Below are 24,425 nucleotides of genomic sequence, written 5' to 3'. Positions count from 1 at the left end.
CCGTATCGGGATGGCCGGGACTGATCCCCGGATCAAGTCCGGGGACGGCCATGACAGCGAGGGAAGAGCTTGATGAGCCGCCTCTCAGAATGAGGTTGGTGTTTCCCCTCGTTCAGCGGCGGCCGCGCGGGCCGCCTTTGGAACCGCCCTTGAAGCCGCCCTTCGAGGCGCCGCCCTTGGGCGCGCCTCTGGGGCCGCCCTTGAAGCCTCCGCCTTTCGGGCCGCTGCGCGAGGGAGCATCCCCGCGCGGAGGACCGCGACGGGGACGATCATCGTCGCCGCGGGCGCGGAACGGACGGTCGCCCTGCGGCTTGCGCGGCCGGTCGTCGCCGCCGCCCTCGCGGGAGCGGAACGGGCGTTCACCCTGGCGCGAACGCGGACGCTCGTCGCCCTCGGATCGGGTGCGGAATGGCCGGTCGCCGGCCTCACGAGGCTTGCGCGGCCGCTCGTCGTCGCCGCGGGCACGGAAGGGGCGCTCGCCGGTCTCGCGGCCGCGACGGGCTGGAGCCCCTTCGCGGTCATCGCGGCGGCGCGGACGATCCTCGCCGCCGGCCGTGGCGCGGCCCCGACGCGGTGCCGGCGCTTCCTCTTCCTGCGGCTGGCGCACCAGACGCTCCACGACGACCTTGCGGCCCTCGCTCGATGAGATCGCGCCGACGCGCTCACGCTGGAGCTCTCCACTCGCGGCGCGGGCTTCCTTCGGATCGGCGCCGCGGCGCGGGGACTTCCGGCGCGGGGCGTCCTCGTCCGTCTCGCCGGCGCGCCACACGCTCGTCTTCACGTCGAGGCGCGAGGGGCGCTTCTTGGGCTCCTCCTCATCGCGCTCGAACCGGTCGCCGCCACGGCCACGCGACGGCCGTTCATCGTCGTCACGGCGGCGGCGCGGACGCTCGTCGTTCCGGTCGCGGCCGAAGCGTGAGGGACGCTCGCTGCGCTCCTCGCGGTCCTGCTTCTTGGACGAGCCGAAAGGCGCGATGGGCTCGCGCACCGGGCTTTCGAAATCGACACCCGCTTCTGCGGCCAGCGCGTCTCCGAGCTGATCCCGCAGCACCTTGGTGCGCACCTCTTCCACGAGGCCGACTTCGAGGTCGCCGAGCTGGAACGGTCCGAAGGACATGCGGATCAGGCGGTTCACCTGCATGCCGAGATGTTCGAGGATGCGCTTGATCTCGCGGTTCTTGCCCTCGCGCAGGCCCATCGTGATCCACACGTTGTCGCCCTGCATCCGGTCGAGGCGCGCCTCGATGGGGCCGTAATCGATCCCGTCGATGCTGATCCCGTCGCGCAGCTTGTCGAGGTCCGCCTGGTTGATCTCGCCATGGGCGCGCACCTTGTAGCGGCGCAGCCAGCCGGTATCCGGATGTGCGATTACACGGGCAAGCCCGCCATCGTTGGTCAGGAGCAGCAGGCCTTCCGTGTTGATGTCGAGCCGGCCCACCGCCACCACGCGGGGCAGGTCCTCGGGCAGGTTGTCGAACACGGTCGGACGGCCTTCCGGGTCCCGGGCCGTGGTCACGAGGCCGCGCGGCTTGTGGAAGAGCCACAGGCGCGTCCGCTCCTTGGCGGGCAGGGGCTCGCCGTCCACGGTGATCTTGTCGGCCGCCGTCACGTTGATGGCCGGGGATTCCAGCACCTTGCCGTTGAGGGTCACGCGGCCTTCCGCGATCAGCACCTCCGCGTCGCGGCGGGATGCGACGCCCGCCCGGGCGATGACCTTGGCGATCCGGTCCTCGACGGGCTCCTGCGGCTCGGCCGGCACGGCCGGGCTTTCCTCCCGGGCGCGGCGCGGACGATCCTCGGCCGAGCGGTCGAAGCGGCGCGGGCGCTCGTCGCCGGCGCGACCGCGGAAGGGCTTGTCCCCGCCGCTGCGTGCACGGAACGGCTTATCGCCGCCCTCGCCGCGGGGCCTGAAGGATTTCTTCTCTCCGCCTTCGAAGCGGCGGGGACGCTCACCCTCTTCTCCGCGCGGGCGGAACGGCTTGTCGCCGTCGCGGCTGCGGAAAGGCCGGTCGCCGGCCTCGCGGGGCTTGCGCGGGCGGTCGTCGTCGCCCCGGGCACGGAAGGGGCGCTCGCCACCCTCGCGGGGCTTGCGGAAGGGCCTATCACCTGAGGGGCGGCCGCGGTCGGAGCGTCCGGAGGAACGGCCCCTGCGATTATCGTCGTTGCTGTCGGTCATGGGAGCCTGATAGCAGAGGAGTTCCATAGAAGCGAGGGTTAAGGAGCGAACCCGTTGACGGATAACGCCGATCATGAGCCGCTTGATCCGGGACGTCCGGATCCCATGAGCGTGGCCTTCGACGAGGCCCGTGCCGCCGCGGCGCGCGGGGAGGTGCCCGTGGGGGCCGCCGTCGTCAAGGATGGCCGGGTCATCGCCTCGGCAGGCAACCGCCCGCGCGAGCTGCGGGACCCCTCGGCCCACGCGGAAATGCTCGCCATCCGCCAAGCCTGCGAGGCTTTGGACGACGAGCGCCTGTCCGGCTGCGATCTCTACGTCACCCTGGAGCCCTGCACCATGTGCGCGGGGGCTATCTCTTTCGCCCGGCTCCGGCGGGTCTATTACGCGGCCCATGACCTCAAGGGGGGCGCGGTCGACAGCGGGGTCCGCTTCTTCGATCAGCCGACCTGCCACCACGCCCCGGAGGTCTATGGCGGCATCCGGGAGAGGGAGGCGGCTCAGCTGCTGAAAGGCTTTTTTGAGGATAGGCGCTGAGCGCAGATTCCAATCAATTTCCTGACGACAGTGCGTGCATATCCTGAATGACATTCAGATCCACTCGGCCTGAGATCCCGTCAACACTGCCGGCATTGTGGTATTGCCAGATGCTCCACTCCTTCTGTGATGGTTTCCAGAAGAGGGAACGGACCCAGAGCGGTCTTCGCGGCAGAATGTGGTGATAAGCTTCCCAGAATTCGGGCGTGACATACAGAACGACGGGCTTGCCCGTATGGCGCTCGACAGGTTCGAGGAAGCGATGGATCTCGGCCCTGATATCCGACGGGTCCGGCGCGACGTTGCAGTTTCCGCCGAACTCGAGGTCCAGGGCAGCCGGGAGCGAACCTTTATCCGCTCCGAGCGCATCGAGAAAGTTCTTGGCCTGATCGCCGCCCGGGCGGCAGAACGTGAAGAAGTGATAGGTGCCGACTTTCAGACCAGCGGCCTGGGCCTCTTTCCAGTTCGCGGCAAACCGCCTGTCGCGATGATCACCACCTTCCGAAGCCTTGATGAAGGCGAAGCTCACATCGTCATTGGCTACTTTGTGCCAGTCGATCTCTTTCTGGTGGTGTGAGACGTCTATGCCCCGCACAGGGTATGTGGTGCGATCAGGCTCATAAAACCGAATGTAGAGGAAAGCGAGACATACGGCGCCCGAACAGGCTATTGCGGTTATGATAAAGGTGCGATTGAAACGTCTCATGAAAAGCCGCTCGTGACCTGTTTGGATCTGCTCTCAACAAGAAAAGACTTCCGGCGTGATGCCGGAATCCGGGAGAAGCCAGGTAGACAGGGCTTTAGAAGACGAAGAAGTCCTTTTCCGTCATCTTCAGGTTCTTATCGAGGGTGGCGAACTGGATCTGCTGCTGCTTCCCGGTGCCGTCGGGATCGTAGAAGACCTTGCCGGACTTCTTGTCGTAGATGACCCTGTCTGAGCCGTCATGGGCCTTGTTGCCGATGAAGAAGGCATCCTTCTTGAGCTTTCCGGCCTTGAGCTTCGTGAAGACAGCTTTCGCCAGGTAGATCGTATCGTCCTTGACGTTAAAACTCACGATCTTGTCGATGTTGGTGTTCTTCTTCTTGGCCACAGCGGAATCGAAATAGAACGAATCCGCACCCGCTCCACCGCTCAGTGTATCCTTGCCAAGGCCACCGCGCAGAATGTCCGAGCCATCGCCTCCTTCGAGGAAGTCGTTGCCCGCATCGCCTGAGAGCTGATCGTCCCCAGCGCCGCCACCAAGCCTGTCATCGCCGCCCAGGCCGCTCACGTGATCATTCCCGGCCGTGCCGACGTAGAGGTCATCGCCTTGCGTCGCGGACCAAGCGGGGGTGGTCGGCGTTGAAGGAGTGCTGGGAGTGTTGGGGGTGCTGGGGTCCGTGGGGGTGCCGGTTACGCCGAAAATCTCGCTCTCGAATTTGAATGTATTTGCATCCCTCCAGCTGACGACGAAGGTGCCGTTGGCGAGCCCGACGATTGCGGGATTGTATTGATCGCCCGCCGTGACGGTGCCGACGGTGACGGCGTCCTGGATGATGGTCCCGTTGGCTGCGCTGGCTGCCACATAAACGTCCGTGTCGCCGACGGCCGTCCTTACCTCAAAGCTCAGCGCGAACCCGCCATTGGCCAGCGCTTTGACTTGGGGGATACCCTCGACCGTCAGATTGGGGATCGCGAAGTCGACCGCCGCTCCGACAGGCTGTCCGCTGGCATTGAACGCCTGCAGATGCATGACCTTGGCGCCGGTTCCGGTTTTATCTTCCCAAACCGCAACAGAGCCGCCATTCGCGAGCGCAGAAACGCCCATGTGAACTCCGGCCCCTGTGGCGAAGGTTCCGACAGTCCAAGTTGCTACCACCTCATCTACAGTCGCATTGTACTCGTAAGCTTGAATCGTGCCCGCGTTGGTGGCCAACAATGTGATCAAGTTCCCGTTCGGCAGGCCGGCTGTCACCCTTAGGTTTCCTTCGGAAGAAGGCATATTGTGAACGGTGGAGGAATCTGGCGTCCAACCTGTGCCGCTTTTGCTCACAATGGCTTCGATCAAGCAACGTTGTGGATCGGCATCGCCAGGAAAGAGAACGCTGCCGCTGTAAAGGACAGTGAAGCCGCCATCCGCCTTGGCATCGACTCTGTAAAGGGAAGGGTCGGACGCGGCCGGATCGCTGATAGTCACGGGATTGCCTGAGATCAGGACATGACTCGGGCTGAAGAACGTCGCTTCAATCTTGCTGATCGAGCCATCGTACCAGACCAGCGCAGTTCTTCCGTCCGCGAGCGTCACACCGTCAAGTTGCGTGAAATCAGTGCCTTGCTTTTGATAGGTTAGCTCTTTCCCACGCAGAATTTGTCCTGCGGGGTTCATGATTTGGGTGAATATGCTCGCGACTTGAGCGTCGGAAGGTCCATTGGTCTCTGTCCAGGCAATCATGTAATTGCCATCGGACAGGGCGATTGCGGTGCTCGCAAATGAATTGGGAATGCTCAGAGGTGCGGTGTGCGGAAGAGAAGCCAGCATAGGGATAAGTCTCTAGATTTTAGCTTATTATAACATATCATATAGCTTTCACAATTGATTGGTCTCTACATCGGACAGGACGGTGTGCGAGCGCACCTTCCGAGAAGGCTTGGCGCAGAGTTAATTCAATCCGCCAGAAAAGCCTGCAGCGCCCCCAGCGTCGCGCTCGGGTTTTCTTCTGCTACGAAATGTCCTGAACTGACGCCATTGCCGGTCGCTTTGGGGGCGAAGCTCTGGTGCCAGATCTCGAGAGGCTTCTTGCGGTCGCCCATGGGACCGCTGACGAGATAATAGTCGCTCCAGATCAGGTGGGTCGGGCACTGGATCGTCTTGCCCGCGGCGAGATCCGCTTCGTCGGCCTCGATGTCCTGCGTCGCGCCGGCCCGATAATCCTCGCAGAAGGCGTGAATGCGGCTGGGTTCGTTGCAACTCTGCCAATAGGAGCGCAGCGCTTTGGAATTGAACGCGCTCAGATCTCCCGTGCCCGACCATTGCCGCATCAGGTCCTCGAAATAGGGGATCGGATCGCGGCCGATCTCTTCTTCCGGTTTCGGGTGGGCCTGCGAGAGATACCCCCAATGGGCTTCGGGAACCTTCCCGGACCGCATCTGCTCCCACACGTGATAGGTCGGGAGGATGTCGAGAAGGGCGAGCCGCTCCACGCGGCCCGGATGGTCGAGCGCGAGCCGGTAGGCTACGCGGGCTCCGCGATCATGTCCGGCAACGGCGAAATGCACATGCCCCAGCGCTTCCATGACCCGAATCACATCGCGGCCCATGGCGCGCTTGGAATAGGTCTCGTGCTTCGGATCGCCCTTCGGAGCCGCCGACCAGCCATAGCCGCGCATGTCCATGCAGACGACCCTGTGTGTTTCGGCCAATATCGGCGCGAGATGATGCCACATGGCATGCGTTTCGGGAAAACCGTGCAGGAGGACCAGCGGCTTTCCATCGCCTTTCGTGCGCGCGAAGATGCGTCCCACCTCGGTGTCGATCCAGTGGCTTTCGAAATCGGGAAAGAGATCGTCGCTCATGGAGGGGTGCTCGCTGGTTCTGCAGTAATCACGATACGCGAAGGTAGGGCATTTCTTCCCAAAAATGACTGCCCCCGTTCAGGAAAATGTGGTGCAACCCTAACGAGAATCTTCTGCCGTAGCGTCATCCCTCGATGGAAGTACGCGACACTCAGCTCCGCTCCCGCTCTACGGCGCGCCAGCCGATGTCCCTGCGGCAGAAGCCCTCCGGCCAATCAATTTTCGAAACCGCCTCATAGGCCCTGGCCTGCGCCTCGGAGATCGTGCGCCCCAACGCCGTGACGTTGAGAACGCGCCCGCCATTGGCAACGATCCTGTCGCCGTCTTGTTTCGTGCCGGCATGGAAGATGATGACGTCGTCCAGTGCCTCGGCCCTGTCGATGCCGCGGATCTCTGAGCCTTTCTCGACGGCTCCCGGATAACCCTTGGCGGCCATGACGACGGTGAGCGCGGCCTCATCCGACCATTGCAGGGAGATGCTGTTCAGAACGCCGTCGCAGGCAGCGAGCAGCGCCGTCACAAGGTCGGATCTCAGGCGCGGCAGCAGCACCTGGGTTTCGGGGTCGCCGAGGCGGGCGTTATACTCGATGAGCTGCGGCCCGTCCTGGGTCAGCATGAGCCCCGCATAGAGAATGCCCGTATAGGGCGTGCCCCGCGCCTTCATGCCGGCGAGCGTCGGCTCGATAATCTCGCGCATGGCGCGGGCCTGCAGCTCCGGCGTCAGCACGGCAGCGGGCGAATAGGCCCCCATGCCGCCGGTATTGGGACCCTGGTCTGCGTCGAAGACGCGCTTGTGGTCCTGGGCCGTGCCGAACGGGAGGGCGTGCGTGCCGTCGCAGAGCGCGAAGAAGCTCGCCTCTTCGCCTTCGAGAAAAGCTTCGATCACCACCTCGGCTCCGGCGGCCCCGAGACCGCCGCCGATCATCATGTCGATGGCGGCTTCGGCCTCCTCGAACGATGTGGCGACCACCACGCCCTTTCCGGCCGCGAGGCCGTCCGCCTTCACCACGATCGGCACGCCGTAGCTCCGGATATAGATCTTGGCCGCTTCCGCGTCGGTGAAACGCCGGTAGGCGGCCGTGGGAATCCCGAACTCCGCGCAGAGATCCTTGGTGAAGGCCTTCGAGCCTTCTAGCTGGGCGGCGGCCTTGCTCGGCCCGAACGCCTTGATTCCCTCGGCCTGGAGATCGTCCACAAGGCCCGCGACAAGGGGCGCCTCCGGGCCGACCACGACGAAATCGACCTTCATCACCCGGCAGAAATCGATCACTGCCCTATGATCGGTGACGTCGAGCGCCACGTTGGTGCCGTGCTGCGCCGTGCCAGGATTGCCGGGCGCGATGAGGAGGTTGTCGCACAGGGCGCTCGCCGAGAGGCTCCTCGCCAGAGCATGCTCCCGCCCGCCGGATCCGATGAGAAGAATGTTCATGACTTTCGCCTCCCTGTGCTGCTTGCGCTCTTAAAGGCTGAAGGCTTTTGCGCCTAGTCTCGAAAGCGTGAAACGGAACCTGTTTCGCAGGCGCGGCGAAATGCACAGGGGATAGTTCGGCATTGTGAATGGCTGTTGCGCCCGCGCCCTTGGCAGGGTAGCGCCGGGCGGATTAGGTTCTCGTCATGTTCGCAGAAAAAGCTCCCTCGAATGCTCCCGAGTGGTCGGTGTCCGACTTGGCGGGGGCCCTCAAGCGCACCCTAGAGGATGCGTTCGGCCACGTACGCCTCAGGGGCGAGGTATCGGGCTATCGCGGGCCGCATTCGTCGGGCCATGCCTATTTCTGCCTGAAGGACCAGAATGCCCGAATCGACGCGGTGATCTGGAAGGGATCCTTCGCCCGGCTCAAGATCCGCCCCGAGGAGGGGATGGAGGTCATCGCCACCGGGCGCATCACCACCTTCCCGGGCTCGTCCAAGTACCAGATCGTCATCGACACGCTCGAGCCCGCCGGCATCGGCGCCCTGATGGCCCTGCTCGAGGAGCGCCGGCGCAAGCTCAACGCCGAAGGGTTGTTCGCCCAGGAGCGCAAGCGGCCCCTGCCGTTCCTGCCCCGGGTGATTGGCGTCGTCACCTCGCCGACCGGCGCGGTGATCCGCGACATTCTCCACCGGCTGGAAGACCGCTTCCCGCGCCGGGTGCTGGTATGGCCCGTGCGCGTGCAGGGCGACACCTGCGCGGCGGAGGTCGCCGCCGCTATCCGCGGCTTCAACGCCCTGGAGCCGGGCGGCCGGATCCCACGGCCTGACGTGCTGATCGTCGCCCGCGGCGGTGGTTCCATCGAGGACCTCTGGGGTTTCAACGAGGAAATCGTGGTGCGCGCCGCCGCCGAGAGCGCCATCCCGCTCGTCTCGGCGGTGGGCCACGAGACCGACACGACGCTGATCGACTATGCGTCCGACCGGCGGGCTCCCACGCCCACGGGCGCCGCCGAGATGGTGGTGCCGGTGCGGGTCGAGCTCATGGCCGCCGTCAACGACCTCTCCCGGCGCCATATGGAAGCGACGCTTCGCCTCGTGGAGCGCCGCCGGTCGGACCTGCGCGCCACGGCCCGTGCGCTGCCGACCCCGGAAGCCCTGTTTTCGCCCAAGCGTCAGCGGCTCGACCTTGCGGCCGCCAAGCTCTATCCGGCGCTCGCTCGCAATGCCCGCGGCCATGAGGAGCGTCTTCTCAAGGTTGCGCGCCAACTGGCCCATGTCTCGCCGGTGGCCAATGTGGCCCGGATGCGGGCCCGGCTCGATGCGGTCGGTCCGCGTCCCCACAATGCGGTCTGCCGGTCCATCCTGCTGCGCGAGGAGAGCCTGAAGCAGATCGGCCGCCGCCTGGTGGTGTCACGAGAGGCGCTGCTGCGCGCCGAGCGCACGCGCCTTGCGCAAGGCCATGAACTCACCCGGCGGGTGGCCGAGCGTCTCGTGCCGGCGCTGCAGGGACAGATCGCCCGCAAGGCCGACAGGCTGGAGGCGGTGTCGAAGCTCTTCGACAGCCTGAACTACAAATCCGTGCTCAAGCGCGGCTTCGCCCTGGTCAGGGACGCGGACGGGCAGCCACTCAATTCGGCGGAGGCGGTGCTGGACGGTCAGGCCCTCGTGCTCGAATTCGCCGACGGCAGGGCGGATGCGACCGGCGGCCGGATCGGGTCGCGGACGAGGGCGGCCAAGCCGAAGCTCGTTGTGGCGGAGGAGCAGGGCGCCTTGTTCTGATTGAGGATTGGAAATCCTCAGCCTCCCTGCTTATGTGAAGAAAGGCGCAACGCATTTCTCGATGTCATCGATGTTGAACAAGATCCAACGCAGCGGCGGCGAAGCCGTCGTGCAATATCTCGACAGCAACCTTCGGGTCGTGAAGCCCGGGGCTTATGTGCGCTGCGCGGTGACGGGCGTCGAGATCCCCCTCGACGAGCTGAAATATTGGAGTGTCGAGAGGCAGGAGGCCTATGCCTCGCCCGAGGCGGTCATGATGCGCATCACGGGCCAGACCGCACCCGAACAGTAAGGCCATCCTTCAGGCGACGCGCAAACGCCTCTCGTTGATGCGGCGCAAGAGCAGGTTGCGCAGGCCCGCCTCGTTCTCGATCCGGAGCCGCACGGGCAGGACCATGAGATCCGGCCAGGATTCCTCATCCCGCGCCGCGGCGATCCGGGCGAAGTCCTTTTCCGTCGTGACGGCCACAAGCCCGCCTGCCTCGGCCTCCCGTCGCAGAGCCGCGAGTTCGGCCGCCGTGTAGCGATGGTGGTCGGGAAACGAGCGGGCGGCTTCGACGGTGGCCCCACAGGCGCGCAGGGTCTCGAAGAACTTTCCAGGCCGTCCGATTCCGGCGAAAGCCAGGACCTTCCTGCCTTCGAGCGATTGAGCGGCCTCCGGAGGCGGCACGAGCCTTGCCTCGAACACGCGTTTGTCGCGCCGCGCGGCCTCCTCGGCCACCTGTCTGCCGGGCGCGCCTTCGCCGATGATCAGAACCGCATCGATCATGGGCCATTGAACGTCGATCGGAGCGCGGAGCGGCCCAGCCGGCAAAGGCAGCCCGTTGCCGATCCCGGTTGCCCCATCCACGACCGCGATAGCGCAATCCTTGGTCAGGGACGGATTCTGGAGCCCGTCGTCCATGACCACGACGGTCGCGCCGGATTCGTAGGCCAGCCGCGCGCCGGCCGGGCGGTCGCGGGACACGATGGTCCTGGTCGTCCGCGAGAGCAGGATCGGTTCGTCGCCCACGTCGGAGGCGGTATGCTCCGGCCTGCGGACCTGCACGGGACCCGGAAGGCTTCCGCCATAGCCCCGCGACAGGAAGGCCGGGCTCTCTCCCGCCACATCGAGAATCCTTGCGACCGCCAGGGCCGTCGGCGTCTTGCCGGCGCCGCCCGCGGTAAAGTTCCCGATGCAGATGACGGGAAGGTCCGCCTTCTCGCCCGGACGACGCATCCGCCGCGCCGCGATGGAGGTGTAGAGGAGGCTCGCCGGGCGCAGCAGGTTGGCCGGCAGGGTAGGGAAGGGGTGCCACCAGAAGCGCGGCGCGCGCATCAGCGGCGGGCCCCCAGTTTCGCCTGGACGATGAACGGCTCGACCGATTGCATCGTACGGTCTACTGCGCCGCCCAGCGCCTGCACGGCCTCTCCGGCCTTGCGGGCCATGTCGCGCGTCAGCGCCGCGTTGCTCAGCAACTCGTTGACGGCGCGGGCAAGCGTGGCGCTGTCCTTCACCATCAGGGCGCCTCGGGACTGATCGAGAGCCTCGTAAATCTCGGTGGCTGTATGGACATGCGGGCCATGCAGGATGGCCGCGCCCAGCTTGGCCGGCTCGATCGGGTTGTGCCCGCCGACCGGCACCAGGGTGCCCCCCATGAGGACAACGGGGGAGAGCCGATAGAACAGGCCCATTTCGCCCACCGTGTCGACCACGTACACATCCGTCGCCCGGTCCGGGTGAATGCCCTCGGAGCGCCGGCTCGCGCGCAGGCCGGCCTGTCCCGCCAGGGCCGCGACCTCCGTTCCCCGATGTGGATGGCGTGGGGCGATGATGGTGAGCAGGGAAGGGTAGCGCTTCGCCAGGGCGCGATGCACGGCGACGATCACGCTTTCTTCTCCCGGATGCGTGCTGGCGGCAAGCCAGACGGGGCGGCCCGCGATCATGCCCGAGAGATGCGCCACCACCCGAGGATCGGCCGGGGGAGGCGCCGCGTCGAACTTGATGTTGCCTGTCACGATCACCCGAGGGGCACCGAGCCGCGCCAGCCGCTCGGCGTCCTCGGCCGTCTGGGCAAGGCACAGGGCGAACTGGTCCAGGAGGCCTTTGATGATGCGCGGCATCTTCTGCCAGCGCCGGTACGACCGGTCCGACATGCGCCCGTTCACCATGACGAGCGGGATGTCTCGCTCGGCGAGTGCCATGATGGTGTTCGGCCAGATCTCTGATTCCGCGATCAGGGCGAGGTCAGGCTGCCAGTGCTCCAGGAACCGCTTTACATAACGTGGCACGTCCAGCGGGACGAACTGATGGATGGCTCCAGGCGGAAGCCGGCGGGCAATGAGAGACGCGGAGGTCTTCGTGCCCGACGTGACCAGGACCGCAACGCCGCGCTGCGTCATCCGTTCCACGATGGGCAGGAGGGACAGGGTCTCGCCGATACTGGCGCCGTGAACCCAGATCAGGTGGCCCTTGGGCCGCTGCCGGCTTGGATAGCCCTGGCGCTCGCCGAGTCGCGTCCGGTCCTCACGCCCCTTGTGCTGGCGCCAGTAAAGGAGGCCGAGCACGGCCGGCTCCAGGGCGGATACGGCCGCGCGATAAGCCTTGAAGACGATCGGGAAGCTCATGCCTGGGAACCTTCCATGAGCACGGGATCGGGCTTGGCGCCGGGATCCCTCGATCCGACGAGAGCATAGGCCCGCTCGTGGACCCGGTCGAGTTCCCTCTCCACCGTCTTGCGCAGGGATTCCAGCGTCGGCTCGTCCGCGTCGCGCGGCACATGGACCGGCTCGCCGAGCACCATGGCTCCGCGCCCGAAGGGCAGACCGATGCTGGCCTTGTCCCAGCTGTCGAAATCGATGCGGCGGCTCGTGACCACGGCGACCGGCACGATGGGGCGGCCGGACAATTGCGCGAGGGTGACGATGCCCTGGCCGCAGATCCGGGAGATCTTCGGAATGTCGGCGGTCATCACGACCATTTCCCCATCGCTCAAGGCGCGCAGCATGGCGCGCATGGCCTGGGCTCCGCCCTTCTTGCGGATGTCGCGGCCCCGCGCGCCCGAGCCACGGATCGCCCTGACACCTAGGTGGCGCAGGGCGACGGCGTTGAACTCGCCGTCGCCGGAGCGTGACACAAGGCTCGCGGCGCGGTCCTGTGGCCGTTTGGCGAAATGGATCATGAAGTGCTGCCCGTGCCACATGGCGGCGATCACGGGCATCTCGATCCGGTCATAGGCATCGGCCGGTTCCATGACGAACCGGTTCGTGCGCTGAACGAACTTGAGATAGCCCGCGACGATGAAGCCCAGGGTTTCCTGGACGGCCCGCGACCGGATGATGCGCTTCATGAGACCCATGGCGACTGGAAGGGTCAGCCGTGCTGCGGATCCAGAAGACGGTGGAGGTGGACGATGAAGTAGCGCATCTGCGCGTTGTCCACGGTGGCCTGCGCCTTGGCCTTCCAGGCCGCATGGGCGCTGGCGTAGTTCGGGTAGATTCCGACGATGTCGAGCTTGGAAAGATCCTTGAAATCGACGGATTCGAGGCTGCTGAGCTCGCCGCCGAAAACCAGATGCAGGAGCTGCTTGCCAGGCGTGTCGGTCATGGTGATAGGGCTCTTCTGAAGAGTGTTGGAGGGGTCGGTATCGATGCGAGCCGACGACGTCAGGCTCTCATGGCTCCAATAGCACGAGGATGCAACCGTGACGCAACGGCAATCATCTCATCGTGAGAGGGCCGAGGCCTGTTGTAAATCGGGGTCGAACCATCGAACCCCGTCAGGCGGCCGCCGGCCTCCTGAAGAATGAGGTCGGCCGCGGCGATGTCCCAGTCCTGGGCATTGGCGGAGACGAGTCCGACATCGATGGTGCCTTCCGCCACCCGGGCCAGCCGGAGCGCCAGGGACGGCACCTTGGGCAGGCGCTCGACCGGGCCCATGCGGCGCTCGAACCGGTCCACGAGAGGCTTGGGGCCCGCCACCCGCGCGCGGGAGATATCGTCGGCTTGCGCGAGCGCCAGCCTCTCGCCGTTGCACCAGGCTCCTTCGCCGATCCGTGCTTCATAGAGGCGCTCATGGACTGGAGCATGAAGGACGCCGAGAACGGGTCTACCGTCCTGCACCAGGGCGATGGAGATGGCCCAGTCGGAAAGCCCGGAGGCGAAGGCTCGCGTGCCGTCGATGGGGTCGACGATCCAGACATAGCTCTGGTCGAGGCGCGACGGATCGTCGGCCGTTTCCTCGGAGAGCCAGCCGGACTCGGGAAACAGACCTGACAGATGCTCCTTCAGGAAGACGTCGAGGGCGATGTCCGCCTCCGTCACCGGTGAGCTCTGCCCCTTGTACCAGAGCCGGGCGGCCGTCTGCGCGCCGGCGCGGTAATAGGGCAGGGCCAGCTCGCCCGCCCGGCGGGCGGCGTCACGGACGGCGGGAGCGAGAGCGGCGATCGGTTGGGTTGAGGAAGAGAGCATCGAACCTGAGATGGTAGCTATTGGCAGGAGATACCATAGGCCGCCTGTCTAAACCTTCCATTTCGACGCGGCTGACATTCCTAGATGAAACAGTCGAGGGTCATGGCCGCGAACAGGACCAGGCCGGCATCCCGGTTCGCGCGGAAGAGCCGCAGCGCGCCCGCGCCGTCCGCCCGGTCGATGCGCGCGACCTGCCAGCCCAAATGGAGGGCAAAGAGGCTCAAGCCGGCAAAGGACGGCCAGCCTGCCCTGACCAGGGCCAGGGATGCGGTGATGAAGACCAGGGTCAGCGCATAGCAGATGCCGACGCCGAGCTTCACGTTTTCCCCGAAGAAGCGGGCCGAGGACTTGATCCCGGCGATCTCGTCGTCCTCGATGTCCTGCAGGGCATAGATCGTGTCGTAGCCCACCACCCAGGCGATGCTGCCGAGATAGAGGAGGATCGGAGCCCAGCTCAGGAAGCCGAAGGCGGCGGCCCAGCCCATCAGGGCGCCCCAGGCGAAGGCAAAGCCCAGAACGATCTGGGGCATCCAGAAGAAGCGCTTCATGAACGGATAGAGCGCCACGACGCCCAGCGAGGCGAAGCCGGTCGCGATGGCGAAGGCGTTGAACTGGAGCAGGACCAGAAGGCCGACGATGGCCTGGAGTCCGAGGAAAGCCAGGGCGCCCTTCAGGGTGATCTGACCCGAAGGCAGGGGGCGCTGGCGGGTGCGCTCGACCCGCGTATCGAGGTCCCGGTCGACGATGTCGTTATAGGTGCAGCCGGCCCCGCGCATTGCCACGGCGCCGACGAGGAACAGGAGGCAATGGACCGGGTTGGGCCAGGGCTGTCCCGCCGCGACGGCGGCGAGCGCCGCCGACCACCAGCAGGGCAGGAGAAGCAGCCACCAGCCGATCGGCCGCTCGATACGCGCAAGGCGCAGATAGGGCCTGAGGCCCGCGGGCGCCCACCGGTCGGCCCAATGGCCCTTCACGGCATCGGGCAGGGAAGGCGCTCCAGGACGCTCCATGGCTCGTCGGAACCCGGCTTAGAGGGCGCCCTTCGGGATGCTCAGGGTGCCGGTCAGGCCGCCGCCCAGCTTGCCGGCGCCGCCGCCCTGCTGGGCCTGCTGCTTGGCGCGTTTCTCCATCTCGGCCATCTTCGCGGCTGCGCCGCAGGCCTGGCCCTTGAATTGCTGGGACCGCTTATGGTCCTCGGAGAAGCTCTGGACCAGCTGGTCCGGGACCTGGCACCAATCCTTGTTGGCGGTCATCCACTTCTCGCCGGCGGTTCCGTTCGTCACCAGCTTGGAGAAGATGGTGCAGGCCTCCCGCGGGTCGAGCTTCTTGTTCTTGCCGCCGTTGGTGAGCTTGTTGACCTGCTGGATGAGGCTCTGGCGTTCCTGGAGGATCTTCTGCCCTTCCTGGCAGGTGCTCGACTGCGCGAAGGCAGGAGCGGTCACGAAAATGCCGGCGACGGCAAACGCAGCCAGGATATGCGAACGGATGTGCGTCATGCCCAAAATTCCCTTACTTGGCACGCGACGTCTCGCGCGCCTGTGTTCTGTTAACAGGTTCAGAGCCTTGAGGCCAAGAGGCGAATGGTCGCCTAAATCACACCCTGTGCCATCCCGCACCTGAATTTTTAGTGACCAGAACGGCCGGTCCCCCTCCCGGCAAACGGCGGAACTTGATACAGGGGAGGCGGTTCAGCACAAGATCCCCATGCCCGAGTACGACTTCAACGCCCCCCGCCTCTTCGTCGATGCGTCCCTACGGGCCGGATCCAGGATCGCGCTCGATCGGGGGCAGGCCAATTACCTCCTGAATGTCCTTCGCCTGAAGGCGGGGGAAAGCGTCCTGATCTTCAACGGGCAGGACGGAGAGTGGCGGGCCGAGGTCTCGGTCGAGGGGCGCAAGGCCGCCGACCTCGTCTGCGTGGAGCGGACCCGGGAACAGGAATCGGCTCCCGACATCATCTATGCCTTCGCGCCGCTCAAGCATGCCCGTCTTGACTATATGGTCCAGAAAGCCGTTGAGATGGGGGCGGGCGTTCTCCAGCCGATCCTGACGCGCCGGACCCAGGCCACCCGGGTCAACCTCGACCGCATGCGCAGCAACGCCATCGAGGCCGCCGAGCAATGCGGGATCCTGGCGATCCCGGGGGTGAGGGAAGAAGAGGATTTGGAGCGTTTTCTCAAGGGTTTGGAGAGGGATCGGCTGGTCGTCTTCTGCGACGAGAACGCCCCCGTTTCCAACCCGGTCGAGGCTCTGGCCAAGCTTGGGAACAATCAAGCTGGTCTGGTCGTTATCGTGGGCCCCGAAGGGGGGTTCACCGATCAGGAGAGAGCGCTTGTCGCCGCCCACGAAAGATGTGTTTGCGTATCGTTGGGTCCGCGAATCCTGCGAGCTGACACAGCCGCTGTGGCCGCGCTGGCGATCGTCCAGTCCGTGCTGGGCGATTGGAACTGATCGCGCCGGCCGACAATGACTGAATTCAATCAGCCTATAGATTCAGAAGCTTAGCAGTTTCGCGTCGATTCGCCCCAATCTGGCCCCATTGCGCCGGAGTTTTGGGCCGGGTCGACGCAGGCCGATCCGCATGTGTGAAGGTCATTTCTGAATAAGAATAGAGGATACCAAGGAAATGAGCTCGGATTTCAAGTTCGGCATCGAGGAAGAGTATTTCGTCAACGATGCGCCGAAACGGGATATCGCCAAGGGGAAGATCAAGGAGTTCTTTGCCGCCTGCCGGGACAGGGTTTCCGGTGACATCCACCCCGAAATGCTCGAGCCGCAGATCGAGATCGCCACCAAGCCGATGCTGGAGTTTTCCGAGGCCCGAGCGCAGCTTGCAGGTCTCCGCGCCTCCGTGGGAGCCGTCGCGCGCGAGTTCGATCTGTCGATCATGGCATCCGGCACCCATCCGCTCGCCGTCTGGACGCGAATCCGCCCCACGGCGCAGCCGCGCTACGGCAAGGTCATGCATGACCTGCAGATGCTCGGCAGCCGGAATGTTCTGTGCGGCATGCATGTGCACGTGGAAGTGCCTGATCTGTCCATGCGCGTGGACATTATGAACCGGATCCAGCCCTTCCTGCCTCTGCTGCTCGCCCTCTCGACCTCCTCGCCTTTCTGGCAGGCGCAGCGCACCGGCCTTCTCGGTTACCGGCTCGCCGCCTATCGCGAACTGCCGCGCACGGGGCTGCCGGACCTGTTCGAGAACGAGAAGGATTACCAGCGCTACATCGACACCCTCGTGGCCGCCCGCGCCATCGAAAATTCCACCTACGTCTGGTGGGTGATCCGGCCGTCGCTCAAGCATCCGACCCTCGAGCTGCGCGTGGCCGACAGCTGCACGCGCCTCGACGACACCATTGCGATCGCCGCCCTCTACCGCTGCCTCGTGCGCCACCTGAGCCTGGACACCACGCTCAACGCCGGACAGACCGGCGCTTCGCGGGCCATCAACGACGAGAACGGCTGGCGGGCCCAGCGCTACGGCATCCACGGCAGCTTCGTGGACGAGAAGATGCGGACAGCCAAGCCCGTGCGGGAGCTGCTCGAAGAGACGCTCGACCTCGTGGCCGAGGACGCCAAGGCTCTCGGTTGCCAGCGCGAGCTCGATCTCGCCCGCTGGATCGTGGCCCGCGGCACCAGTGCCGACCAGCAGCTGACGCTCTATACGGAAGCGGTCGGCCGCGGCCTGTCGAACCGGGACGCGCTCGCCGGCGTGGTCGACTGGCTCAGCGCGGAGACCATGGGCGAGACGGCGATCCGGCACTAGCCGGGATGCCGACGGCTCCGGAGGCGCGGCAAACCTTCGGGATCCGGTGCTTCGGCGAGGGCGGCGTCGCCCTCGTCGTTTTGTGCTTTGGTCCCTCATTGCGCCTTGGCCTTAAGCCCCTTATTGAGTTCCGACCCTGAGTCGGCGCGCCTTGAACGCGCTTTTTGATGAGGTGATGCATGGCGCGGGACGTATCCGATACGACCCCCATTGGTGCGCGGTCGGAGCTCGTGGATTGGATCGCCTCCGGCGAGAAGCCGCGGGACGCTTGGCGGCTCGGCACCGAACACGAGAAGATTCCGTTCTACACGGCTGATGCCACGCCGGTCCCTTATGAGGGCGGCAAGGGCATCCGCGCGCTCCTGGAAGGACTGCAGGCGCGTACCGGCTGGGCGCCGATCCTGGAGAACGGCCATCCCATCGGCCTCGCCGACGAGGTGGGCGGCGGAGCGATTTCGCTCGAGCCCGGCGGGCAGTTCGAATTGTCGGGAGCCCCCCTCCGGACGCTGCACGAGACCGCCCGCGAGACGGCGCAGCATATTGCCGACGTGAAGGCGGTCGGGGAGGCGCTGGGCCTCGGCTTTCTTACCCTCGGGATGAGCCCGCTCTGGACGCGGAGCCAGACCCCGGTGATGCCGAAGGCGCGTTACCGCATCATGACGAATTACATGCCGAAGGTCGGTTCGCTCGGCCTCGACATGATGTACCGCACGTCGACCGTGCAGGTGAACATGGACTACGCGTCCGAAGCCGATATGGTGAAGAAGCTGCGCGTGTCGCTGGCGCTCCAGCCCATCGCGACTGCGATCTTCGCCAACTCGCCCTTCACTGATGGCAAGCCCAACGGTTACCTCTCCATGCGCTCGCAGATCTGGCGCGATACGGATCGCGACCGCACGGGCATGATGGCCTTCGCCTTCGAGGAGGGCTTCGGCTACGAGCGCTACGTGGATTGGGTGCTCGACGTGCCGCTCTATTTCGTCAAGCGGGACACGACCTATCACGACGTGGCGGGCTCTTCCTTCCGCGACCTTTTCGCCGGCAAGCTCACACAATTGCCGGGCGGGCGCGCCACCCAATCCGACTGGGCGAACCACATCTCCACCGTGTTCCCGGAGGTGCGCCTGAAGCGCTATCTCGAAATGCGCGGCGCGGACGTGGGCAACATCGAGCACATCGTCGCTCTCTCGGCGTTCTGGACCGGCCTGCTCTACGACGACGCGGCCCTCGACGGGGCCTGGGAACTGGTGAAGACCTGGACCGCGCAGGAGCGCGAAGACTTACGCGCCAACGTGCCGAAACAGGCCTTGAAGGCCAGCATCGCCGGACGTTCTGTGCAGGATGTGGCGCGCGACGCCCTGGCGCTCTCGCGTGAGGGCCTCAAGCGGCGCGGCTATCTCGATGCGACCGGCCAGGACGAGACTCGGCATCTCGCCTACGCGGAAGAGATCGTCGCCTCGGGCCGCACGCAGGCCGAGCGGCTGCTGGCGCTTTACCACGGCGGTTGGGGTGGATCGGTTGTGCCTGCCTTTGGGGAATGTGTGTTTTAAGACTACATCACGCTACCGCGAGTTTTGAGACTGTCGCTCGACAGGAAAGTAGCGCAGAATTGAAATAACGTTGCTTTCATAGTAGTCTTCTTCCGGGCCTTCGGTTCAGTCGGCGGCCGGTTGCGTTCCGCATTGATCGGAACGTCTTGGAGGAAACGATGGCCAACGTGATGCTGCTCAATCTCGACAACGATTACATTCTGAGAAAGCCCGGGGAGGAGGTTCTCATCGACCGGGATCAGAATGTAGACGTCACTGCGGGGGATACCCCACTTCGGTACCTGGACGTTTACTACTGGGGACCCTCAGCTTCAGCTTCGTTTGGAGTGAGGACTGCAACCGGCCAAGTTGAGTTCCCCGATGGTTTCGGCACTGGCAAGCCGGTGTGGGTCGCTGGTGCCAACATCGGGGTTGTCTCCTATGTCGGTGAAGAAGGAATCTTTTTTGAATTCAACGAGACTGTGACGGCGGGCCACGTTGAAACCCTGATCAAGTCTCTCACCTACAAGGATCTGTCGAACGTTAACGGCTTTGCCGCGTCACGCGGCATCGACATCAGCCTGACCGACGCTGCCGGCCATGGGCAACTCGTCGGCCTTCATATCGGCGATGAAGTCATCGGGACTGATCTGGATGACACATTGACAGGAGGGAATGATACCTTCTCGGTCGATCGAAACTTGATCGGCGCGGGCGACAGCCTGAACGGAGGCGGCGGCAACGATACCCTTGTACTGACCGGCGGCGGCTTTTTCGATCTCCACCGGATGGCCGGTCTTAACGGTGTCGAGACGATCAAGGGAACGGCAGGCGTCGATTTTGTGACCATAAGAGCGGATCAGCTGGCTGATGTTGTCGCGATCAACGGCCAAGGAGGAGATGACAATCTCTTCATCCACGGCTCGGATATTGACCTGGGCAACAAGACGATTTCCGGCTTCGGTATCCACCTCAAGACCAATGGCGCCACGATCACTGTCGACAACTTGGAGACCGCGCGACTGGTGCATGGCTATGATACAGTCAATGATAGCCTCATCCTTAATACTGGCACCTTGACTGCCTTGGATCGGCTCCTCCTTCATCGGCAAGGAATCGATCGCATCGTCGCTCACGATCTGAACGGACAACTGGTCGAGTCGGTTCACAACTCTCCGGTGCTTGTGCGCTTCGGCGAGGCGGACATTGCGGCGGCCATCGGCACCACCGTTTTTCTCGATGCCGGACAGGATTCCGCTCTGGGTGTCGATAGCGGCCTTCTGAAGTCGCTGCTCCTTCATATCGATCTTTCAGACGATGCCGATAACATTAATGTCGATCAATCAAGCGGAGTTACTCTCTCAGCAGAAAACCTTGCAAGAGATGTCTTCGTCAATGGAATGCCAATCGGGCATGTTTCAGGAATCGGCTCCTCTTACGTAAGTTTCCATTTCAACGATCAGGCAACGACTGAACGTGTTCAACAACTCATCCATGCGCTGACCTACACGAAGGCCACAGGTGAGGATGGAGAAACGCGTATTATTCAGATGTCCATTCGAGATGTTGGAAACCGGGAAACGATGGCGCGAGTCACGGTCAATCTCGAAGCCAGCGAAAGCCCAGGCAATCCCAACGAAGCCCCGACTGGTCTCACCCTCACCGGAACCTCCATTCGCGAGGCGTCCGAGACAGGCGCGAAGGTCGGCGACCTGTCCGCCACAGACGCGGCAGGGACCATTCTGACGTACACGCTGCTCGACAATGCAGGCGGTCGCTTCGCGATCGGGGCAGATGGCAAATCGATCGTCGTCGCCAATGGTACTTTGATCGACTACGAGCTGTCTCAGTCTCATGTCATCAAGGTGCAGGTCAGCGACGGTTCTTTGACGGCAACGAAAGAATTCGCCATTCTGGTGAGCGACGTCAACGAAGGTCCGGTCAACCTGAACCTCGTCGGCGCTTCCGTTCGCGAAGCTGTTTCAACAGGCACCAAGGTCGGTGACCTGTCGGCGACCGACCCCGAAGGCAAGGCTCTCTCCTACACCCTCATCGACACTGCAGGCGGCCGTTTCGCCATCGGCGCAGATGGCAAGTCCATCGTGGTCGCGAACGGCACGCTGCTCGATTACGAGCAGACCCAGTCGCACGTCGTCAAGGTGCAGGTGAGCGACGGCATTCTGACATCGGTGAAGGAATTCACCATTCAGGTGAGCGACTGGATCGGCGAGACCGTGACGGGCACGTCTGGCCATGAGATCCTGGTCGGCGGAAGCGGCAACGACGTCTTCTTCGGCGGTGTTGGCAACGACACACTCAACGGCGGCGTTGGCAACGACACGCTCTCCGGAGGGGCCGGCAACGACATCTTCGTGTTCGACGTGAAGCCTCACAAGAAGACGAACTACGACACCATCAAGGACTACAATGTGAGGCAGGACTCGATATATCTCGACAATGCCATTTTCACGAAGCTCGGACCGGGCAGCGCGTCCTTGCCGAAAATGCTCAAGGCGAAGCACTTCAAGCTGAGCACCCAGAAGCAGGACAAGGACGATTACGTCATCTACAACAAGGAAGCCGGGGTGCTCTATTACGATGGCAACGGAAGCGCCGCGGGTGGCCGGACGGAGATCGCCAAGTTCTCCAACAAGCCCATCCTCAAGGCGTCCGAATTCTTCGTGATCTAACCGTCGGGGTAAACCCCTCCCACGTCATCACCGGCCTCGTGCCGGTGATCTCGATCAGAAAGACGCAGCGCGTCGATCAATCGGGATGGCCGGTACAAGCCCGGCCATGACATTGAGGGCGCTTCTCCCGATTGACAGGAAACGCCGGTTCACGCGGCCTTCGCCGTCGCGACGCGGTTGCGGCCGTCCTGCTTCGCCCGGTAGAGGGCGGCATCGGCGAGAGTGACCAGGTCCTCCGGGCCGTGGCGAGACCGGTCCAGGCTCGGGATGCGTGTCGCGCTGCCGACGCTGACGGTCAGGGTCTGGGTCGGGATGTTCGCCTCATGGCGCACCCGCAGCGTCTCGACCTTGGCGCGGATCTCCTCGGCCATGGCGGCGGCCCCGGCCTCGTCGAGATCCGGCAGCAGGACCACGAGTTCCTCGCCCCCGTACCGCGCCACGAGGTCGCCCGGTCTGCGGGCCGCGCTCGCGATCGCCCCGGCAATGGTGCGCAGGCACTCGTCGCCGGCCTGATGGCCGTAGATGTCGTTGTACGCCTTGAACTGGTCCACATCGACGAGGAGCAGGGACACGGGCGATTTTTCCCGCGCGGCCCGGAGCCATGCCGCCTCGAGCTGCCGGTCGAACATGCGCCGATTGGCGAGGCCCGTCAGGCCGTCCGTGGCGGCGAGAACGGAGAGCTCCACCTCGGCTTCCTCCCGCCGGCGCAGCTCTGCCGACAGGATCCAGCCGAGGGTCGCGATGGTGGCGACGAGAAGACTCATGACCACCGTGCGGAACACGAACTCCCGGTTCCAGCTCGCCAGCGCCTCGTCCTGCCCGACCGATGCCAGGACCCCGATGGGGAACATGGGATTGCGATAATAGCCGCCCATGCGCGTCACCCCGTCGACCGGGGAGACATATTCGTAGGCGCCGGAACCTCTTCTCTCCAGGAACTGCGGTTCGCTCGAGATGTCGGTCCCGATGGCGCGCTCGATATAGGGATAACGCGAGACGAGCGTGCCATCCTTGTGGATGAGGGTGATGCTGCCCTGCCGGCCCACATCGAAACGGCCGAAGAAATTGGCGAAATACCGGGGCGGGATGCTGGCCTGAACGACGCCGCCGAAACTGCCATCCGACCTTTCGATGCGGCGGGACAGGGTAAGCACCCAATCGCCGCCGAGCGGATCGCGGATCAGGGGGCCGAAGTACCAATCGCCGCTGGTCGAATCCCTGTGATGCTGAAAGAAGACCTGCTTCTCGGCGTTCACCTTGCCGCGATGGCCGGGCAGGGAGCTCGACAGGAGAAAACCATCCTCCTCGTAGACAGTGAGGGACTTGATGCGAGGAAGGGACTGGACCCGGTCCACGAGGAAGGCGTCCAGTCTCTTGACCGTCTTGGGCAGCATGCCTGTCGATTCGACCCGGTCCACCACGTCCACCAGAAGGGCATCCGCCACCTCGAAAGTGTCCTCCGCGTGCTGGACGAGAGATTTGGCGAGGTTCAGGTTCTCGGCGTTGATCCGGGCAATCTCCTGCTCCCGGTCGTTCCAGTCGCGCCAGCCCCCCAGGCCGAGGATCACGAGGCATACCACGGCAACGAAGGCTCTCAGCCCCCGTGCCGCGGACCTCGGTCTTATCTGAGCGAATGCAGTCATGATCCCCCAACCATAACTGCCGGGGCTAGCCTGAGGCTAACTTGAGGCCGAGGATGCCGGACACGATCAGCCCGATGCAGACCAGGCGCATCGCCGTCGCGGGCTCGCCGAAGAGATAGATCCCCAGAAGAGCCGTGCCGACCGTTCCGATTCCCGTCCAGACGGCATAACCCGTTCCCACGGGCAGGGTTTTCAGAGCCAGGCCGAGCAGGACGACGCTGACGATCATGCTCAGGGCGGTCAGAACCGACGGGATGGGGCGGGTGAAGCCGTCGGTGTATTTCAGGCCAATCGCCCAGCCGATCTCGAACAGACCGGCAAGGCCGAGCCAAGTCCATGCCATGACAGGACCTCCGTCATTGGCAGGGCCGTCCCTACCGGTTTCAAGAAGGTGCGAGGTCGTCCTCACCTCTCCAGATATAGAGGTCCGAGAAAACCTTCTCAATACGTGAAAGGCGCAGCCGAGCGCCTGTTTGGCGGCTTAGTTACCGGCTTCTTCCGAAGGCTGTTCGGGACGGCCGCCCAAGGCCGCGAGCGGGTTGAAGGGGGCATAGATCTGATGCTTCCAGCTGTCGCCGCAATTGATGCAGATCGAGCGCATCATGTGGTTGCTCTGCTCAAGCCGCTTGAGGAGCCTCTGCTGCCGCTCCGTCGCCTCATTGGCCTCGGCGTCGAAGCTGGAGGGGCGCACGGTCAGCTGGAGAGCCTGCCCCTCCTGGGCATCCTGGGCGAAGCCGGGCCCTGCGAGGAGAAGGAGGCTGGCAGTCAAGGCGAAACGGGTCATCAAGAATCCTGCGGCTGATTTGGGCCTTTTCTCGAAAGGACTCCAGACACAGTGTTTCGTCAAGGCTTGGCGGCTCCGGGGAGACGAGATGTCCCGCGGGAGCCGCCCTTCT

General features: G+C 64.4%; 22 protein-coding genes. 7 read left to right on the top strand and 15 right to left on the bottom strand.

Annotated elements, in window-relative coordinates:
* Window positions 1-112: 112 nt before the first annotated feature.
* The gene (locus OC446_RS05085; protein WP_262027961.1) at window positions 113-2,176 is read right to left on the bottom strand and encodes a pseudouridine synthase; all 2,064 of its coding nucleotides are present in this window, start codon (window positions 2,174-2,176) and stop codon (window positions 113-115) included.
* A 105-nt stretch (window positions 2,177-2,281) separates the two neighbouring features.
* On the opposite strand from OC446_RS05085, the gene OC446_RS05080 reads away from it, so the two are divergent.
* The gene (locus OC446_RS05080; RefSeq protein ID WP_262027989.1) at window positions 2,282-2,710 is read left to right on the top strand and encodes a nucleoside deaminase; all 429 of its coding nucleotides are present in this window, start codon (window positions 2,282-2,284) and stop codon (window positions 2,708-2,710) included.
* A 13-nt stretch (window positions 2,711-2,723) separates the two neighbouring features.
* On the opposite strand, the gene OC446_RS30985 is transcribed toward OC446_RS05080, so the two are convergent.
* The 4 genes from OC446_RS30985 to purD form a co-directional block, all read right to left on the bottom strand.
* Complete coding sequence (locus OC446_RS30985) at window positions 2,724-3,416, bottom strand: GH25 family lysozyme (RefSeq protein ID WP_410055006.1); 693 nt, start codon at window positions 3,414-3,416, stop codon at window positions 2,724-2,726.
* A gap of 94 nt (window positions 3,417-3,510) precedes the next feature.
* Complete coding sequence (locus OC446_RS05070) at window positions 3,511-5,229, bottom strand: calcium-binding protein (protein ID WP_262027959.1); 1,719 nt, start codon at window positions 5,227-5,229, stop codon at window positions 3,511-3,513.
* A 125-nt stretch (window positions 5,230-5,354) separates the two neighbouring features.
* Entirely contained in the window at window positions 5,355-6,263 is a 909-nt protein-coding gene (locus tag OC446_RS05065; RefSeq protein ID WP_262027958.1) for an alpha/beta fold hydrolase, read from the bottom strand.
* A 151-nt stretch (window positions 6,264-6,414) separates the two neighbouring features.
* Window positions 6,415-7,692, bottom strand: coding sequence for a phosphoribosylamine--glycine ligase (purD, locus tag OC446_RS05060; protein WP_262027957.1), 1,278 nt, complete (start codon window positions 7,690-7,692; stop codon window positions 6,415-6,417).
* 185 nt (window positions 7,693-7,877) lie between these two features.
* On the opposite strand from purD, the gene xseA reads away from it, so the two are divergent.
* On the top strand, window positions 7,878-9,452 hold the full coding sequence (xseA, locus tag OC446_RS05055; RefSeq protein ID WP_262027956.1) for an exodeoxyribonuclease VII large subunit: 1,575 nt from the start codon (window positions 7,878-7,880) through the stop codon (window positions 9,450-9,452).
* A gap of 70 nt (window positions 9,453-9,522) precedes the next feature.
* Complete coding sequence (locus OC446_RS05050; RefSeq protein WP_262027955.1) at window positions 9,523-9,744, top strand: DUF2093 domain-containing protein; 222 nt, start codon at window positions 9,523-9,525, stop codon at window positions 9,742-9,744.
* A 9-nt stretch (window positions 9,745-9,753) separates the two neighbouring features.
* Here OC446_RS05050 and lpxK read toward each other — a convergent pair whose 3' ends face one another.
* The 7 genes from lpxK to OC446_RS05015 form a co-directional block, all read right to left on the bottom strand.
* Window positions 9,754-10,770 carry a tetraacyldisaccharide 4'-kinase gene (lpxK, locus tag OC446_RS05045; RefSeq protein WP_262027954.1) on the bottom strand — a complete coding sequence of 339 codons (1,017 nt, stop codon included), beginning with the start codon at window positions 10,768-10,770 and terminating at the stop codon, window positions 9,754-9,756.
* Entirely contained in the window at window positions 10,770-12,059 is a 1,290-nt protein-coding gene (locus OC446_RS05040; RefSeq protein ID WP_262027953.1) for a 3-deoxy-D-manno-octulosonic acid transferase, read from the bottom strand. The genes lpxK and OC446_RS05040 overlap by 1 nt, the downstream gene beginning before the upstream one ends.
* Window positions 12,056-12,790: a lysophospholipid acyltransferase family protein gene (locus tag OC446_RS05035; RefSeq protein ID WP_410055005.1), complete on the bottom strand. Its 735-nt coding sequence runs from the start codon at window positions 12,788-12,790 to the stop codon at window positions 12,056-12,058. Before OC446_RS05035 ends, OC446_RS05040 begins: the two co-directional genes overlap by 4 nt.
* A 14-nt stretch (window positions 12,791-12,804) precedes the next feature.
* Complete coding sequence (locus OC446_RS05030) at window positions 12,805-13,038, bottom strand: DUF4170 domain-containing protein (RefSeq protein ID WP_262027951.1); 234 nt, start codon at window positions 13,036-13,038, stop codon at window positions 12,805-12,807.
* A 59-nt stretch (window positions 13,039-13,097) separates the two neighbouring features.
* The gene (locus OC446_RS05025) at window positions 13,098-13,901 is read right to left on the bottom strand and encodes an inositol monophosphatase family protein (protein ID WP_262027950.1); all 804 of its coding nucleotides are present in this window, start codon (window positions 13,899-13,901) and stop codon (window positions 13,098-13,100) included.
* A gap of 80 nt (window positions 13,902-13,981) precedes the next feature.
* Entirely contained in the window at window positions 13,982-14,911 is a 930-nt protein-coding gene (gene ubiA / locus OC446_RS05020; protein ID WP_262027949.1) for a 4-hydroxybenzoate octaprenyltransferase, read from the bottom strand.
* Window positions 14,912-14,929: 18 nt separating this feature from the next.
* On the bottom strand, window positions 14,930-15,397 hold the full coding sequence (locus tag OC446_RS05015; RefSeq protein WP_262027948.1) for a hypothetical protein: 468 nt from the start codon (window positions 15,395-15,397) through the stop codon (window positions 14,930-14,932).
* Between the two features lie 208 nt (window positions 15,398-15,605).
* Here OC446_RS05015 and OC446_RS05010 point away from each other — a divergent pair, with 208 nt between their 5' ends.
* From OC446_RS05010 to OC446_RS04995, 4 genes are all read left to right on the top strand, one after another.
* The gene (locus tag OC446_RS05010; protein WP_262027947.1) at window positions 15,606-16,352 is read left to right on the top strand and encodes a 16S rRNA (uracil(1498)-N(3))-methyltransferase; all 747 of its coding nucleotides are present in this window, start codon (window positions 15,606-15,608) and stop codon (window positions 16,350-16,352) included.
* Window positions 16,353-16,527: 175 nt separating this feature from the next.
* Window positions 16,528-17,667: a carboxylate-amine ligase gene (locus OC446_RS05005; protein WP_262027946.1), complete on the top strand. Its 1,140-nt coding sequence runs from the start codon at window positions 16,528-16,530 to the stop codon at window positions 17,665-17,667.
* Between the two features lie 179 nt (window positions 17,668-17,846).
* Window positions 17,847-19,217, top strand: coding sequence for a glutamate--cysteine ligase (locus OC446_RS05000; RefSeq protein ID WP_262027945.1), 1,371 nt, complete (start codon window positions 17,847-17,849; stop codon window positions 19,215-19,217).
* 158 nt (window positions 19,218-19,375) lie between these two features.
* Complete coding sequence (locus tag OC446_RS04995; protein WP_262027944.1) at window positions 19,376-21,886, top strand: cadherin domain-containing protein; 2,511 nt, start codon at window positions 19,376-19,378, stop codon at window positions 21,884-21,886.
* A gap of 149 nt (window positions 21,887-22,035) precedes the next feature.
* Here OC446_RS04995 and OC446_RS04990 read toward each other — a convergent pair whose 3' ends face one another.
* The 3 genes from OC446_RS04990 to OC446_RS04980 form a co-directional block, all read right to left on the bottom strand.
* On the bottom strand, window positions 22,036-23,529 hold the full coding sequence (locus OC446_RS04990; RefSeq protein WP_262027943.1) for a sensor domain-containing diguanylate cyclase: 1,494 nt from the start codon (window positions 23,527-23,529) through the stop codon (window positions 22,036-22,038).
* Window positions 23,530-23,554: 25 nt separating this feature from the next.
* A complete protein-coding gene (sugE, locus tag OC446_RS04985) occupies window positions 23,555-23,872 on the bottom strand; it encodes a quaternary ammonium compound efflux SMR transporter SugE (protein ID WP_262027942.1) in 318 nt (105 codons plus the stop codon).
* A gap of 138 nt (window positions 23,873-24,010) precedes the next feature.
* On the bottom strand, window positions 24,011-24,313 hold the full coding sequence (locus OC446_RS04980; RefSeq protein WP_262027941.1) for a hypothetical protein: 303 nt from the start codon (window positions 24,311-24,313) through the stop codon (window positions 24,011-24,013).
* Window positions 24,314-24,425: the final 112 nt, after the last annotated feature.

Origin of the sequence: Microvirga sp. Mcv34 (assembly GCF_024519725.1) — a bacterium.
GTDB lineage: Bacteria > Pseudomonadota > Alphaproteobacteria > Rhizobiales > Beijerinckiaceae > Microvirga.
This window is presented reverse-complemented; position numbering and strand designations above follow the sequence as displayed.

Excerpts from the sequence above, each read along its gene's own strand:
- OC446_RS05085 (WP_262027961.1), bottom strand. The coding sequence starts at position 2,176 with ATGACCGACAGCAACGACGATAATCGCAGGGGCCGTTCCTCCGGACGC.
- OC446_RS05080 (WP_262027989.1), top strand. The coding sequence starts at position 2,282 with ATGAGCGTGGCCTTCGACGAGGCCCGTGCCGCCGCGGCGCGCGGGGAG.
- OC446_RS30985 (WP_410055006.1), bottom strand. The coding sequence starts at position 3,416 with ATGAGACGTTTCAATCGCACCTTTATCATAACCGCAATAGCCTGTTCG.
- OC446_RS05070 (WP_262027959.1), bottom strand. The coding sequence starts at position 5,229 with ATGCTGGCTTCTCTTCCGCACACCGCACCTCTGAGCATTCCCAATTCA.
- OC446_RS05065 (WP_262027958.1), bottom strand. The coding sequence starts at position 6,263 with ATGAGCGACGATCTCTTTCCCGATTTCGAAAGCCACTGGATCGACACC.
- purD (WP_262027957.1), bottom strand. The coding sequence starts at position 7,692 with ATGAACATTCTTCTCATCGGATCCGGCGGGCGGGAGCATGCTCTGGCG.
- xseA (WP_262027956.1), top strand. The coding sequence starts at position 7,878 with ATGTTCGCAGAAAAAGCTCCCTCGAATGCTCCCGAGTGGTCGGTGTCC.
- OC446_RS05050 (WP_262027955.1), top strand. The coding sequence starts at position 9,523 with ATGTTGAACAAGATCCAACGCAGCGGCGGCGAAGCCGTCGTGCAATAT.
- lpxK (WP_262027954.1), bottom strand. The coding sequence starts at position 10,770 with ATGCGCGCGCCGCGCTTCTGGTGGCACCCCTTCCCTACCCTGCCGGCC.
- OC446_RS05040 (WP_262027953.1), bottom strand. The coding sequence starts at position 12,059 with ATGAGCTTCCCGATCGTCTTCAAGGCTTATCGCGCGGCCGTATCCGCC.
- OC446_RS05035 (WP_410055005.1), bottom strand. The coding sequence starts at position 12,790 with ATGGGTCTCATGAAGCGCATCATCCGGTCGCGGGCCGTCCAGGAAACC.
- OC446_RS05030 (WP_262027951.1), bottom strand. The coding sequence starts at position 13,038 with ATGACCGACACGCCTGGCAAGCAGCTCCTGCATCTGGTTTTCGGCGGC.
- OC446_RS05025 (WP_262027950.1), bottom strand. The coding sequence starts at position 13,901 with ATGCTCTCTTCCTCAACCCAACCGATCGCCGCTCTCGCTCCCGCCGTC.
- ubiA (WP_262027949.1), bottom strand. The coding sequence starts at position 14,911 with ATGGAGCGTCCTGGAGCGCCTTCCCTGCCCGATGCCGTGAAGGGCCAT.
- OC446_RS05015 (WP_262027948.1), bottom strand. The coding sequence starts at position 15,397 with ATGACGCACATCCGTTCGCATATCCTGGCTGCGTTTGCCGTCGCCGGC.
- OC446_RS05010 (WP_262027947.1), top strand. The coding sequence starts at position 15,606 with ATGCCCGAGTACGACTTCAACGCCCCCCGCCTCTTCGTCGATGCGTCC.
- OC446_RS05005 (WP_262027946.1), top strand. The coding sequence starts at position 16,528 with ATGAGCTCGGATTTCAAGTTCGGCATCGAGGAAGAGTATTTCGTCAAC.
- OC446_RS05000 (WP_262027945.1), top strand. The coding sequence starts at position 17,847 with ATGGCGCGGGACGTATCCGATACGACCCCCATTGGTGCGCGGTCGGAG.
- OC446_RS04995 (WP_262027944.1), top strand. The coding sequence starts at position 19,376 with ATGGCCAACGTGATGCTGCTCAATCTCGACAACGATTACATTCTGAGA.
- OC446_RS04990 (WP_262027943.1), bottom strand. The coding sequence starts at position 23,529 with ATGACTGCATTCGCTCAGATAAGACCGAGGTCCGCGGCACGGGGGCTG.
- sugE (WP_262027942.1), bottom strand. The coding sequence starts at position 23,872 with ATGGCATGGACTTGGCTCGGCCTTGCCGGTCTGTTCGAGATCGGCTGG.
- OC446_RS04980 (WP_262027941.1), bottom strand. The coding sequence starts at position 24,313 with ATGACCCGTTTCGCCTTGACTGCCAGCCTCCTTCTCCTCGCAGGGCCC.